14 protein-coding genes are annotated in these 13164 nt (G+C 68.6%); 9 read left to right on the forward strand and 5 right to left on the reverse strand.

The genetic code is table 11. The annotated features are described in order from the left end of the window. Nucleotides 1-262: 262 nt before the first annotated feature. From M4V62_RS09745 to M4V62_RS09765, 5 genes are read left to right on the forward strand one after another with little or no spacing between them, the layout of a single operon-like run. Nucleotides 263-1138 (forward strand): STAS domain-containing protein, encoded by an 876-nt coding sequence (locus M4V62_RS09745; RefSeq protein WP_249586844.1) that lies wholly within the window; start codon nt 263-265, stop codon nt 1136-1138. Beyond that, entirely contained in the window at nt 1138-1548 is a 411-nt protein-coding gene (locus tag M4V62_RS09750) for an STAS domain-containing protein (RefSeq protein WP_249586845.1), read from the forward strand. The genes M4V62_RS09745 and M4V62_RS09750 overlap by 1 nt, the downstream gene beginning before the upstream one ends. Further along, nucleotides 1532-2008, forward strand: a complete 477-nt coding sequence (locus tag M4V62_RS09755) for an anti-sigma regulatory factor (protein ID WP_249586846.1) — start codon at nt 1532-1534, stop codon at nt 2006-2008. The genes M4V62_RS09750 and M4V62_RS09755 overlap by 17 nt, the downstream gene beginning before the upstream one ends. Beyond that, on the forward strand, nt 2005-3018 hold the full coding sequence (locus tag M4V62_RS09760; RefSeq protein WP_249586847.1) for a SpoIIE family protein phosphatase: 1014 nt from the start codon (nt 2005-2007) through the stop codon (nt 3016-3018). Before M4V62_RS09755 ends, M4V62_RS09760 begins: the two co-directional genes overlap by 4 nt. Then, entirely contained in the window at nt 3015-4286 is a 1272-nt protein-coding gene (locus tag M4V62_RS09765) for a PP2C family protein-serine/threonine phosphatase (RefSeq protein WP_249586848.1), read from the forward strand. Before M4V62_RS09760 ends, M4V62_RS09765 begins: the two co-directional genes overlap by 4 nt. On the opposite strand, the gene M4V62_RS09770 is transcribed toward M4V62_RS09765, so the two are convergent. Then, nucleotides 4267-5490: a PP2C family protein-serine/threonine phosphatase gene (locus tag M4V62_RS09770; RefSeq protein WP_249586849.1), complete on the reverse strand. Its 1224-nt coding sequence runs from the start codon at nt 5488-5490 to the stop codon at nt 4267-4269. The two genes, M4V62_RS09765 and M4V62_RS09770, sit on opposite strands and share 20 nt — an antisense overlap. A 411-nt stretch (nt 5491-5901) precedes the next feature. On the opposite strand from M4V62_RS09770, the gene M4V62_RS09775 reads away from it, so the two are divergent. Next, nucleotides 5902-6408 (forward strand): MarR family winged helix-turn-helix transcriptional regulator, encoded by a 507-nt coding sequence (locus tag M4V62_RS09775; RefSeq protein ID WP_249586850.1) that lies wholly within the window; start codon nt 5902-5904, stop codon nt 6406-6408. Here M4V62_RS09775 and M4V62_RS09780 read toward each other — a convergent pair. Beyond that, the gene (locus M4V62_RS09780; protein ID WP_249586851.1) at nt 6398-6904 is read right to left on the reverse strand and encodes a MarR family winged helix-turn-helix transcriptional regulator; all 507 of its coding nucleotides are present in this window, start codon (nt 6902-6904) and stop codon (nt 6398-6400) included. The two genes, M4V62_RS09775 and M4V62_RS09780, sit on opposite strands and share 11 nt — an antisense overlap. 275 nt (nt 6905-7179) lie before the next feature. Between M4V62_RS09780 and M4V62_RS09785 the strand changes: the two genes are divergently transcribed. The 3 genes from M4V62_RS09785 to M4V62_RS09795 all read left to right on the forward strand — a co-directional run bounded on the left by M4V62_RS09785 (nt 7180) and on the right by M4V62_RS09795 (nt 9967). Then, nucleotides 7180-7806, forward strand: a complete 627-nt coding sequence (locus M4V62_RS09785) for a hypothetical protein (RefSeq protein WP_249586852.1) — start codon at nt 7180-7182, stop codon at nt 7804-7806. 441 nt (nt 7807-8247) lie between these two features. Next, nucleotides 8248-8895, forward strand: a complete 648-nt coding sequence (locus M4V62_RS09790; RefSeq protein ID WP_249586853.1) for a dihydrofolate reductase family protein — start codon at nt 8248-8250, stop codon at nt 8893-8895. A gap of 133 nt (nt 8896-9028) precedes the next feature. Next, on the forward strand, nt 9029-9967 hold the full coding sequence (locus tag M4V62_RS09795; protein WP_249586854.1) for an ornithine cyclodeaminase family protein: 939 nt from the start codon (nt 9029-9031) through the stop codon (nt 9965-9967). Between the two features lie 34 nt (nt 9968-10001). On the opposite strand, the gene M4V62_RS09800 is transcribed toward M4V62_RS09795, so the two are convergent. From M4V62_RS09800 to M4V62_RS09810, 3 genes are read right to left on the reverse strand one after another with little or no spacing between them, the layout of a single operon-like run. Then, the gene (locus M4V62_RS09800) at nt 10002-11315 is read right to left on the reverse strand and encodes a sulfite oxidase (protein ID WP_425575016.1); all 1314 of its coding nucleotides are present in this window, start codon (nt 11313-11315) and stop codon (nt 10002-10004) included. 53 nt (nt 11316-11368) lie between these two features. Beyond that, on the reverse strand, nt 11369-11971 hold the full coding sequence (locus M4V62_RS09805) for a sugar kinase (RefSeq protein WP_249586855.1): 603 nt from the start codon (nt 11969-11971) through the stop codon (nt 11369-11371). 4 nt (nt 11972-11975) lie between these two features. After that, nucleotides 11976-13133, reverse strand: coding sequence for an ROK family glucokinase (locus M4V62_RS09810; RefSeq protein WP_249586856.1), 1158 nt, complete (start codon nt 13131-13133; stop codon nt 11976-11978). Nucleotides 13134-13164: the final 31 nt, after the last annotated feature.

Consider the following 13164-nt stretch of genomic DNA (forward strand, 5'->3'; position numbering starts at 1 on the left):
AGACAGTTGCCCCCTGGCAACATTTTCGACCGGCACAGAGAAAGGACGGGGCTGGCCTCGCGGCGTCGCACGACAGCCGTCGCCGGAGTCGGCCCAGAAGCCCAGGGCTTCCCCGCGTCACGGACGGCATGCTTATATTTGCCACATGGAAACAGTTGGATGATCAGGAGTGCCCTGACTTCCAGCGCAGGTGGTCCACCGCGGTATGTGCCGTGCAGGGACAGCTTCCGTGCAGGGACAGCTTCGTCGAGGGGATTTACGAGTGAGCAGCAGTGAGGCCGTCATTCGGCAGCGCGTGACGACGGCGCTGCACGGACGTGCCGACGACGTTGCCGATCGTTGGGTGCAGCTCCAGCAGAGTCAGCCGGAGCTCGGGGTCGGCATCGCCGAGCGCGAGCTGCGGGAAGAGGCGGATGCCTTGGTCGCCGCCCTGGTCGCCGGGATGGACAGTGCGCTCCCGGTCGACAGGATCGTGAACTCCCACGACGAACTGAAGCGGGCAGTCAGTGAGTTCTCGCTGCGCCGGGCTCGCGTGGGCACGACGCCCACCGCCACCTCCCTCGCGGTCCTCTCCCTCAAGGAGGCGGTGCTTGAGGCTGTGCAGCAGAGCACCGACAGAGCCGATGAACTGTTCTCCGCCGCTTTGCTGATCAACCAGTTGCTCGATGCCGCGGGCGCTCTGTCCTTCGACACGTATGTCGAGGGGCGGGAGGAGATCATCCGCAGGCAGAGCCGGCAGTTGCTCGAACTGTCGACACCGGTCGTACGTCTGTGGCAGCAGGTGCTCGCCGTCCCGCTGATCGGCACGCTCGACACCGCCCGGACACAGGTCGTCATGGAGAACCTGCTCCAGGCGATCCAGGACCACGAAGCGCTCGTCGCCATCATCGACATCACCGGGGTCCCCACCGTGGACACGGCAGTCGCGCAGCATCTGATGCAAACCGTCAACGCCGTGCGGCTGATGGGGGCGGACTGCGTCATCAGCGGCATCCGACCGCCGATCGCGCAGACCATCGCCCAACTGGGCATCGACCTGTCGAAGATCCTTACGCGGGCCACCCTCGCCGACGCCCTGTCCGAGGCCATCAAGCTCACCGGCAGTGCCGCGCCTGAGCCTTTTGGGGCGTCACGTTGATGGAGGGCCGCCCGAGCACCGGTGTTCCCATTCTGCGACTGGGCGACGTGCTGGTCACCGGGATGCTCAACGAGATCGACGACAAGGCTGCCCTTGCCTTTACCGATGAGCTCACCGAGCGCATTGCGGCAGAGAGCACCCGAGGGGTTCTCATCGATGTGTCGCGTCTTGAGATCATCGACTCCTTTGTGGCACGCACGCTGATGGAACTGACGACCATGGCACGGCTGCTGGGTGCGCGCGTGATCGTGGCCGGCATGCGTCCTCCGGTGGCCATCACCCTGGTCGAGCTGGGTATCGAACTGGTCGGCGTGGAGACCGCGCTGGATGCGGAGCGTGGTATGACCGCCCTCGGTTGGCGCCAGGTTCCGCAGCCCCCTGAAGGGGCGCGACATGACGCGACTCGCTGACAGCGCCGACAAGGCAGGCCGTGTCGAGGCCGGCTCCCCCACTGGCCCCTCTGCCATCCAGTCCGCCACACACATCGGACTGCATACCGAAGAGGATCTGCTGGCGGTCCGTCATGCAGTGCGCGCCGCGACGCTCAGGATCGGTTTCGGCATCGTCGACCAGACCCGAGTGGTGACCGCGGCCAGCGAACTGGCCCGCAACGCGTACATCCACGGCGGGGGCGGGACTCTCGCCATCGAATACCTCCACCAAGGGGGCACGCGCGGGTTGCGGTTGACCATAAGTGACAAGGGCCCCGGCATCCCGGACTTGGACGCCGCCCTCACCGACGGCTTCACCACCGGCGCCGGTCTGGGCCACGGCCTGGGCGGGGCACGCCGTCTCATGGACGACTTCGACGTGCATTGCGCACCGGACAGAGGCACGACTGTGGTCGCCACGCGATGGGAGCGCCAGTGACGCCCCTGTCGGCGCTGGCGACCGCATGCGTGCCCATCGATCACTACAGTGCCGTCCACGTCGCCGCCTCGACCGCCCGCTCACTCGCCGAGCAGTGCCGCCTGCCGGGTGCGATGCCGGACCAGGCGGCAGTGCTCGCCTCGGAACTGGCCAGCAACCTCGACAAACACGCGCGCGGCGGCACGCTCTACATCCGCCCTCTGCCGCTGGGCGGTGGTCTGGAGATCCTGGCAGCTGACCGGGGCCCGGGCATGCCCGAGATCGAGCGATGCCTCACGGACGGCTACACCACGACCGGCACCATGGGCGCCGGCCTTGGTGCGGTGACCCGCATCGCAACGCACTTCACCATCCGGACAGATGCCGAAATGGGCACCCTTGCTTGCGCAAGACTCGCACTGCCCGAGCAGCCACAAGCAGCGCGGCAACCAGCCGGTCTCATCTGCGTACCCGCCGACAGAGAGCAGCATTGCGGAGATGCCTGCGCGATCATCGACGCGGACAGGACGCGCACCATGATCGTCATTGACGGGCTCGGTCACGGTCCGCATGCCGCCGAAGCCGCACAGACCGCCCTGCGGTCCTTCCACGCGGTGGTGGACCGCCCCTTGACACATATTCTGACAGCCCTCCACCGGTCCCTGCGCCGTACCCGCGGCGCAGCCGTGGGCATCTTGCGACTTGGGGCGGAGAAGGCCGAGTACTGCGGAATCGGGAACGTACGCGCCGTAGCGATCTCCCCCCATCAGGTCCACCACCGGCTGACCGGACAACCCGGCGTCGTCGGCTGGAACATCCCCGCTCCGCAGAGCCACCGCTTCCCCCTTGCCCCGGGTACGACAGCCGTGCTCCACAGCGACGGCATCGACAGCAGATGGACGCATGTTCCCCCGCACTTCTTGTTGCGCCTGCCTCCTTCGCTGCTCGCCGGCGCGGTCGCCCACCATCACCGCTCCACCCGCGACGACGCCGCTGTGCTCGCCGCCCTGCCCCACCCAAGGCACTCATGAACAGAAGCTACTTTCACGCCCTGCCCCAGCTGCGCGACGCCGTGCGCCGCGTGGCCGACGCTCATCGGCTGCCGGTAGATGTCCGGGCACGCTTGGTGCTGTCTGTCGCCGACGCGGCTGCCGATGAGCTCGGCTCGGGTCGGCCCGTCGAGCTCAGCACGGCCCACGAGGACGGCTCACACGACGACTCGCCCGTCCTGGCCATTGCCCTCAGCGCCCCACAGGCCCGTCGGCCGCTGCGTGTCGGAGACTTGCCACTGCCCGCTCTGACGAACGGCACTGACTCGGTCGTCTGGCGCGTGCCCGTTCCTCAGACGGCAGGCTCGTCGGTGCCCAGCCCGAGCGCCGGTATCGACCCCACCGCCGAGCGGTCGTCACGGGCGGAATCTCAAGCCATCAACGAGGAACTGCGCGCCATCATCGCCCGTACCGATGCGCTCACGGCCGAGTACCGCCGCCTCAAGCACGAGCTTGCCGAGACCAACGGCGGCGTGCTCGCCCTCTACGTCCAACTCGAAGAGCGCGACGAACAGCTCCGCAAAGCGCACGGGAAAATGCTGCGCGACCTCGAGGACGCGCTGCGCCCCCAGCCGATGGAGATCGACGGCCTGGAGCTGGCGGTCCACTATGCCCCCGCAGAGGCCAACGCCCCCACCGGCGGCGACCTCTACGACTGGTTCGCCCTGCCCGACGGCAACCTGCACATCACCGTCGTTGACGCACTCGGCCACGGAGTAGGCAGCACCCGCAGCGCCCTCAACGTGACCCATGCCGTTCGTACGCTGGCCCTCGAAGGCCACCCTCTGCAGTCGATCCTGGAGCGCACGCACGAAATCCTCATGCCGCTCGCACCCGAACTCATGGCGACCGTACTCCTGGCACGACTCGACCCTGCCACCGGGAAACTGCAACTGGCCAACGGAAGCCATCCCCCCGCTCTCATGCTCCGAGCCGACGGCACTGCCGAGTACCTCGAAGTGCGCGGCCGGGGCATCGGCTTCCCGCTGCCCGGCAGCGAAGAACTACTCCACACCGAGATCCACCCGGGCGACGTCCTCATCCTCTACACGGACGGCCTCACCGAAAGCCGCAGAGACCCGTGCGAGGGCGAACTCCGGCTCATCGCAGCAGCCCGGCGACACGCAGGCGGTGCTCTCGCCGAACTCCCCAGCGCCATCGCCGCAGAGATGCATACCGTCATGCTTCACCCCGACGACACCCTGGCCCTTGCCATACGCCGCTCCACACCTACTGCGGCAGTTGGCTGACACTGACACGACCGTGCTGCGGGGAACCGCCCACGGGGCGGGAATCGCGACCGAACCAGTCGAGGCACACGACCAAGGCGTCGTCGTCAGCATCGGCGTCGAGGTAGGACGCGAGTTCCTGCAGGATCGCCCGGGGAACAGCAGCAGCCGGCAGGAGGCCCGCAGCCTGGATCGCGCGCGCCAGTGTCCGCTCGCCATACGCCTCCCCCACCTCGGTGGCGGCGGCGTAGACGCCATCACTGACGAAAATCAACCGGTCGCCCGGCAGGGCCACGAACCCCTGCGCGACATACTCGGTCTCCTCGAACATGCCCAAGGGGAACTGCGCCTCGAAGTTCACACGCTCCACGGTCTTGTCGCGCTGACGCCACAGCTGGGGTGAGCCGGCGTCCACCACCTGCACCCGCCCTGTAGCCAGCTCGAAGGAGAGCAGCAAGGTCGATACGTACTCCTGCCCCCGATGCTGCGCGTACAGCGCCTGATCGGCCAGAGCCGCCTGGTCCGCGATACCGATGCCGGCTCTTCGCGCATTGCGCAGGGCGTTGACCGCAAGGTTGGTCAGGAGGGAAGCCTGGATCCCCTCCCCCATGCCGTTGGTGACGCTGAGAGTGAGCGTCTCGGATGTCGTGGCCCAGTCGAAGTTGTCGCCGTGGATGGCGTACGCGGGCTCCAGTTGTGCACCGATGGCGTATTCGTTGCGGGTGCAGGCCCGCCCCGGCAGCAGCTGCCACTGCATCTCGGCGGCCAAGGTGAGGCGGCTGGCCCGGCGGGCCTGCAGGTACAGATCGGTGTCCCGCTCAGCGACGACGATCTCGTGCCCGAGGAGCGCGGCAACTACGGTCAGCTCCTCCACGGCGTCGGGCGTGCACCTGTCCTTCGGGATCCGCACGGAGAGGATGCCCAGCCTGTCGCCACGGACCGTGACGGGCAGGTGCAGGTCGACGACGCCCTCACTGCTCGCGAGCTGCCCGTAGGGCTCCTGGCTACCGAACGCACGGCCCTCGGGGCTGGTGTACACGGACAGGGGCTCCGCTGTATGAGGCAGCTCTGTAACAGGCTGGAGGACTGTGAGGCTGTAATCGGCCATGAGCAGCTCGACATCGGTGGCCCCATAGTGCTCGACCAGAGCGGCTCGCACCGTACCGAGGAGGTTGTGCGGTGCCGCCGTACGTACGGCGCGTTCCACAGCCAGGAAATTCGTCACGGTGAGGCCTTCTTCATCAGTGGGTCGGGTGTTGCTGAGTAACTGATGGGACCGGGGGCCTCGGCCAACGGGGCGCTCACTGCCCAGAACGCTCCTGGGATGCCCGCCCATTACCGACCTGACCTTGACCGCGGTGCCCCGCACAGCGCGGTCTGCTGAGACCGAGCGAACTTCAAGAACCGCGAATATTGCTACGCGGCAACTGTTAATCCTACCGCCCGGCGGAACCAGAACGGCGCCCGTTTCACCCCGGTCCCCCGACAGTCCCAGCCCCTGTTGCCTCATTCACCGGCGAGCCCGGGATATTTCGAATCGAACGGGCAGAAGACCAGGTGCGAGGCCGAACGATGCATGGCACGACATCCGTAGATCGCGAGGGGTGCACATCTGTTCATGGAGAGTGACGGCCGCATGGACCACGAGGAACTTGGCGACCCCCTGCACGAGCTGACCGAGCTGACCGAGCTGACCGAGCTGACCGAAGAGGCATCCACCGCCATGGAAACACTGGTGTCTCTGTGGGCGCGGGCGTCCCAGACTGTCTCCCCCCGGCTTTCGGCCCTGCAACTGCAAGCATTGCTCATCACGCGCCGCAATCCCGGCATCAATCTCACTGGTTTGGCCGCGGAGGTCGGCGCCGCACTGCCCGCCGTCAGCAGGCTGTGTGACCGGCTGGAAGCCGCTGGGCTTCTGTGTCGCGAACCGGTACCCGCGAGCCGGAGAGAGATCGGGCTGGCACTGACACAACAAGGAACGGACGTTGTCGATGCCTTGCTCGCCCAGCGCACCCAGCTGCTCGGCGACGTACTGAGTCGTATGCCGACTGCCTCAAGGCGTGGGTTCTTGGCAGGTTTGCAAGAGTTCTCCAGGGCGGCGAATCGACCTGAGCGGCGGCCCGGGCTAGCGCCTAGGCGATGACTGCAGACGGCCCATCATTTGACTTCGCATCGCTCGGCAAACCGATGTGCTCCGCAGCGGCTTCTTGGAACAGATTCAGCCCCTCGGACAGTGTCGCCAAATGAGCCGGTGACATCGTTTCCAGTACGGCTTCGACCTCACGCACCCGCAACGTACGGAACTCTTCGAGTACGGAAGATCCACGTCGGCTCAGCCGCAGTTGGACCTCACGGCGACTGGTGGTGCTGGGAAGCCGCTCGATGAGACCAGCGGCCTCCAAGCGGTCGCACAATCGGCTCACGGCCGATGGTCGCGATCCAAGCACTTCACCAAGGGTCCGCTGGTTGACCTTCCGCTGTTCTTTGATCACCGTCAGCGCCCGAAACTGCGAAGGCGGGAGGGGCCCGGAAGGGGCGGCTTCATGGCCACGCCCCCACAGCACCTCCAGCAGATCCGACACACTGCACGCGGCGTGCGCCACCGTCTCGCGGCTATGGAGGGGAAGGCTTCGGGGCATCCAAACACTCTCTCACTAGAAAGCGGGCTTGTCAGCCACGGAACTGGAGTGGCAGTCGCGGGGCGACGACCGAGCCGCCGACCGCCCTCGACTGCCCCTTGGGCCACTCGGGCGACTGAAGGCTCGGGGACGCATTGGCTGCGAAACCCCAGCTCGGAGCAGTGCTTGACGGTCCGGATGTGTCCCTTCGATTACCGCCCGTGTTTTCGGAGCGAATTTGCGGAAACGCTGTGTAGCGGAAACGCCAGAAGGAACCTCAGAGAAGGGCGGAACACATGTCCGTGGGTCTCGGAATCGTCTTCGGCGTAGTGGTAGTGATCATCACCGCACTCGTGCTCGCCCCACCAGTGGCACAAGTCCGCTTCGGTAGTCTGAGAGACCGGTTCGGGCCAGAACTTGACCGCGTCGCCGCACGGCACCACGGAGATACAAAAGCGGCGGAGCGTGAACTGAAGGCACGGGTACGCCGGTTCGGCAACCTGCGTCTCCTCAGCCTGACAGCTTCGGCTCGGGAGGAGTACGCAGCCCAGTGGGTGGACCTGCAAGGCCAGTTCGTCGACTGCCCCGGAGCCGCCATCGCCAAGGCCAATCGTCTGCTGTGGCAACTGGCCGTCGCCCGCGGCTACCCGGCCGATTCGCACGCCCGGCAGGTCGAAGCACTGTCCGTCCACCACCCGCGCCGTGTGGATGGCATCCGCCAACTGCATGCGGCGGCGCAACAGGCCGCCGCCGGAGAGGCTGAACCCGAGAAGATGCGCCAGGCCATGGTGGCCGGCCGCCTGCTCCTCGAAGAGCTACTGACCACGGGGCCACAGGAGGGGAGTGCGAGCAAGGCACGGGCACGACGCTTGCGGAGCGTCCCGGCACAGCGCACTGCCGACCGAACGCGCAGCCTTGGCTAAGCGACCCGCGCAGGGCGCGGCGGGGGCGGCGGGGGCGGACTTCGAGTCCGCCCCCGCACCCATGATTCCCCATTCCGATTCTGAAGACCTGCAGCACGAGGGCAACGCAGCCAACAGAGCCGTCACGGCACCCGCCAGTCGTACGTCGGCCGCGACCATGCCGCCTGCTTCCTCGACCGCCAGGTACAACCGCATCAGTCGCGGGGTCAACGCGAATCAGGTCCATGCCCATGACTGAGGCGTCCGGCGTCGCGTGGCCATCGGTCGTCAAAGTGCGGGCCCATCCCAGTGCCATGGGAGCCGACGGAGATCTCCGGGGTCCGGCCGGCGGGCCGGGGAGCGGAACGGGCCGCGCCGATGAGATTTCCCGGCCCGGACAGTCCTACCGTTGCCGCCAACACAGGACCTCCGACATGGGTCCTCCGACATGGGAGAAGACACGTGCCCCAGTTGCTGAGAGTGCAGAACTTCAACGTCTCGCAGGACGGCTTCGGTGCCGGTGAGAACCAGAGCCTGGAGAGACCGTTCGGCGACGCCGATCCCGGGGACATGTTCTCCTGGGCGGGAGCCACGGCGAGCTGGCCCATGCGCACCGACCCCGGCGGCAGCCGGGGCCTCGACGACTACCTCACGCGGGACTACGCCCGCAACATCGGCGCCGAGATCATGGGCCGCAACAAGTTCGGTCCGCAGCGCGGTCCGTGGGAAGACCACGAGTGGCAGGGCTGGTGGGGCGACGAGCCCCCGTTCCGCACGCCGGTGTTCGTCATGACCCACCACAAGCGCCCTTCGTTCACGCTCTCCGACACCACGTTCCACTTCGTCGACGACGACCCGGCGACGGTGCTCGAGCGGGCACGGGAGGCCGCGCAGGGCAAGGACGTCCGGCTCGGCGGCGGGGCCGCCACCATCCGGGAGTTCCTCGACGCCGACCTCATCGACACGCTGCACGTGGCGGTCTCCTCGGTGAAGCTCGGATCCGGGTCACGGCTGTGGGAGTCGCCCGACGAACTGCTCGACCGGTTCCACCTCGACGTCGTGCCGAGTCCGGGCGGGGCGGTGACGCACCATCTGTTCTGGCGAAAGTGACACGAGCCCCCGCCCGGCTGTTCCATAGGGTGATCATGAAGGGGCCGTGCTGCGAGCGGGACGGCCCCTGAACAGCCGGCCGAGCAGCAGGTCGAGCAGCAGGTCGAGCAGCCAGCCACGAAAGGAACCCCGCATGAGCGAGGCCCCGCCCTACATCGACGCCGACGCGATGGCCCGGCTCGTCCCGATGGCCACGGCGATCGAGGCGGTGGAGGCCGTCCTCAAGGCAGGCCTGGACCCGGAGGCGGAGCCCCCGCGGGGGGTCGTGGGCGTACCGGGCGGTCAGCTCCTGCTGATGCCGTCCTCCACGGCGTCGTACACCGGGGTGAAGATCGCCACGGTCACGCCCGGCAACGCGGCCCGCGACCTCCCCCGCGTGCAGGGCGTGTACCTCCTCCTGGACGGCGAGACGCACACGCCGCTCGCCCTGCTCGACGGAATCGCCCTGACCTCGCTGCGCACCCCGGCGGTCTCCGGAGCCGCGATCAAGCACCTCGCGGTCCCGGAGGCCCGCCGCCTCCTGGTCTTCGGCTCCGGCCCGCAGGCCTGGGGCCACGTGGAGGCGGTGCGCGCGGTGCGCCCGGCGCTGGAACACGTGGACGTGGTGGCGCGCAACCCCGAGCGGGTGACGGCCTTCGTCGACCGCTGCCGCGATGCGGGCCTTTCGGCGGCGCCCGCGACCCCGGCGGACGTGGCGACCGCCGACGTGGTCTGCTGCTGCACGACGGCCCGCGAACCGCTCTTCGACAGCGCGCTGCTCCCGCCCCACGCGACGGTGGCGGCGGTGGGCTCGCACGAACCGGACGCGCGCGAGGTGGACGAGGGGCTCCTGAGGCGCGGTCTGGTGGTGGCGGAGTCCCACGAAGTGGCACTGCGGGAGTGCGGGGACATCGTGCTCGCGGTGGACGCGGGGGCCTTCGACATGGGCCTGCTGCGGACTCTGGGTGAACTGGTGCGGGGCGAGGTGGAGTTGACCGAGGACCGGCCCCGGTTGTTCAAGTCGGCGGGGATGGCCTGGGAGGACCTGGGCGTGGGAGCGGCCGCGTACGAGCGGTGGGCGGGCCTCGGCTGACCTCGCCCCTCCCCCGCCCGAGGCCGCCCCTTCCTCAGACCACCGTCACCGCATGCCGCACCACCGCATCGAACAGATACCCCTGGGTGTTGTGCACCGTCGTCTCCGGCTGGGTGCGGCCCGTGGTGTCCGTGGCGCGGGCCAGGAGTGTCGTCGGGCCCGGGGTTCTGGGGTGCCAGGGGGTGGTCCAGCGGGTCCAAGTGGCGCGGTGGGGTGTGTCCTTGAGGCGGGCGCGGTGCCATGTCGCGCCCTCGTCCGTGCTGATGTCCACTCGGGTGATCGCGCCCGTCGCCGACCATGAGCGGCCGGTCAGGTGGTGGGTCGTGGCCGCGTCGACGCTTGCGTTCCAGGGGAGTTCGAAGGCTGACTTCAGGGTTTGGCGGGTGAGTGGGGCGCTGCCCTCCGGCGGGTACGTCTCGCCGAACAGGCGGTAGAACTGCGTGTTCCAGGGGGAGAAGAGGGGCTTCGAAGAGACCTCGATGTCACCCACCCATTTGATCGACGCGATGCCCACCCACGCCGGGACCAGGACCCTCACCGGGTAGCCGTGGTCCGCGGGGAGTGGGGCGCCGTTCATCTCGTACGCGAGGATGACGTCGTCCAGCGCCTTGGAGAGCGGGAGCGGGCGGCGGACCCTGCCCAGGTTCGTGCCGTCGTCCGTGACGTAGTCCGCGTCGAGACCGCTCGGCATCACGTCCACCGCGTGGCGCGACACGCCTGCCCGGCGCAGGACTTCGGAGAGGCGTACGCCGCGCCAGCGGGCGTTGCCGATCGCTCCGAGGGTCCAGGCCGTGCCCGAGGCCGGTTGGCCCTGCTGGGTCGTGAAGAAGCTTCTGCCGTTGCCCGCGCATTCGACGAAGGCGGTGCGTGAGGTCGCCGGGAGGCGTTTGAGGTCCGCGAGCGTGAACTCCCGCTCCCCGCCCCGCAGTCCGTCGCCCCAGATCCTCAGCGTCCAGGTCTTCGCGTCGATGCGTGGCGTCGCCGTGTGGTTGCGGACGAAGAAATGGGATGCGGGGGTGAGGTGGCCCGTCTGCGCCAGCGCGTCGAACTTCGTCTCCGCGTTCGTGCCGCGGATCGTGAAGCGGTCCTCGGGGAGCGGCTTCACAATTCCAGGGGTGGCGGTGCCGGTTCCGGCCGCTGCCGCCTGCGCTCGGGGGGCTGCCAGCGTCATCGGCAGGGCGGTCGCCGCACCCGCCGCTACCCCCGCCGCCGCGAGCAGCCGCAGCATGTCCCTGCGTGCCACCCCGTCCGCCCGTGCCTCCCCCGCGAGCCACTGGGCGCGGCGGCGTCTGTCGTACTCCTCTTCGGATGACCCGTCGGACGTCTCTTTGGAGATCATGGGCGTCATGGGCGCCATCGTATGAGCCGCCCCTCGGACAACTCACTGATGAAACACGCCAGTTACGGAGTTGTCGTAGACACTACATACACCATGGGGTGCTTCGGATTGCCGCGGTTCACCACCACGTCCAGGGTCGGCGCCGGGTCCTTCTTCACGTGGGTGAGGCCGAGCCAGGGGCCCGGGTCCGTGAACTCCCAGCCGACGACCTTGCGGTCGCGCTTGCTGATCGTGATGTCGTTCTTCTTCAGCGTCTTGGTGCTCGAACCGATCTGCTTGAGGAACTTGTCCAGGCCCTCGTTGCTCGTCAGGAACTGGGCGTACAGGCGGCTGGTGCGCCAGTTGTTCGTCTCGTAGTAGGCGACTTCCCTGGAGTAGCGCGGGATCGGCACGTCGTAGAGACGGCGCTGCACCTTGGAGGGCCAGCCCGCGGTGAGGCCGGTCGCGGAGTACTTGGCCTCCTTGTCGCGGCCGCTGTTGCGGCTCTGGTTCGCGGAGATCACCAGATAGCCGGCCGGTACGCCGATCAGGAGCACGATGATCGTGGCCGTCAGCCAGCGGCGGCGGATCATGTGGCGGCGGCCCTCGCGGGGGCCGCCTCCCCCGTCGGCGGGATCCGGGGAGTCCGGAGAGTCCGGGGACGAGGGTTGGCGGGGCACGGTCATCTGTTTACTGGGTTCCCTGAGAGGTGCGGTCGTTGGTGCGGCGCGCTTCCGCGTAGCGCTCGTAGCGTTCGTGGCGCTCCACCCGGCGGCGGTTCGCCCGGCGGAAGCGGCGTGCCACCAGGCGCGCCAGGTCGGCGGCGCCCACCATGCCCGCCTCGGGGCCGAGCTGGGCGCGGGCGATACGGGCCTCGGGGCGGTAGCCGCGGCCGGTCAGCTGGCGGCGGAAGGCGTCGCGGGCCGGGCCGATCAGGAGGTCGTCGGCGGCCGAGACACCGCCGCCGATCACGAAGCAGGACGGGTCGAGGGCCGCGGCGAGGTTCGCGATGCCGACGCCCAGCCACTGGCCGATGTCCTGGAGGAGCTCGACGCACATCGCGTCGCCGTCGCGGGCCAGCTCCGTGATCAGGGGGCCCGTGATGTCGGGGATGTTTCCCTTGACCCGCTCGATGATCCCGTACGCGACCGGGGAGTCGGCGGCGGCGAGCTCGCGGGCCTCCCTGACAAGCGCGTTGCCGGAGCTGTACTGCTCCCAGCAGCCGCGGTTGCCGCACGGGCAGCGGTGGCCGCCAGGGACCACCTGCATGTGGCCGAACTCCCCGGCCACGCCGAACTTGCCGCGCTTGACCTGGCCGTCCTCCAGGATCGCACCGCCGATGCCGGTGCCGAGCGTGATCATGACCAGGTGGTCCTCGCCGCGGGCCGCGCCGAAGCGCCACTCCGCCCACGCGGCGGTGTTCGCGTCGTTGTCGACGAGCACGGGGACCGCGAGGCGGCCGGAGATGCGGTCGCGGAGGGGTTCGTTGCGCCAGGACAGGTGCGGGGCGAACAGGACGCGGTTGCGGTCCGCGTCGACCCAGCCTGCGGCGCCGATGCCCACCGCGTGCACGTCGTGCCGGTCGGAGAGGTCGAGGACCAGCTCGACGATGGTGTCCTCGACGACCTTGGGGCTCTTGGACTTGTCCGGGGTCTCCGTGCGGAGCGTCTCCAGGATGTTGCCGTCGGCGTCGACGACTCCCGCCATCACCTTCGTGCCGCCGATGTCGATGCCGACGGTGGGGACGCGGGGCGCCGTCAGATGCGATCGGCGCTCACGCGTGCCCACGGTCCGCAGAACGGTGGCTCGGGCGGAGCCGCGGTGCGCGAGGTCGCGGTAGGTGCTCATTGCGGCGATTCTGCCTCACACTCGCGGGGGC

The organism is Streptomyces durmitorensis, assembly GCF_023498005.1.
In the GTDB taxonomy this organism is placed as follows: Bacteria; Actinomycetota; Actinomycetes; order Streptomycetales; family Streptomycetaceae; genus Streptomyces; species Streptomyces durmitorensis.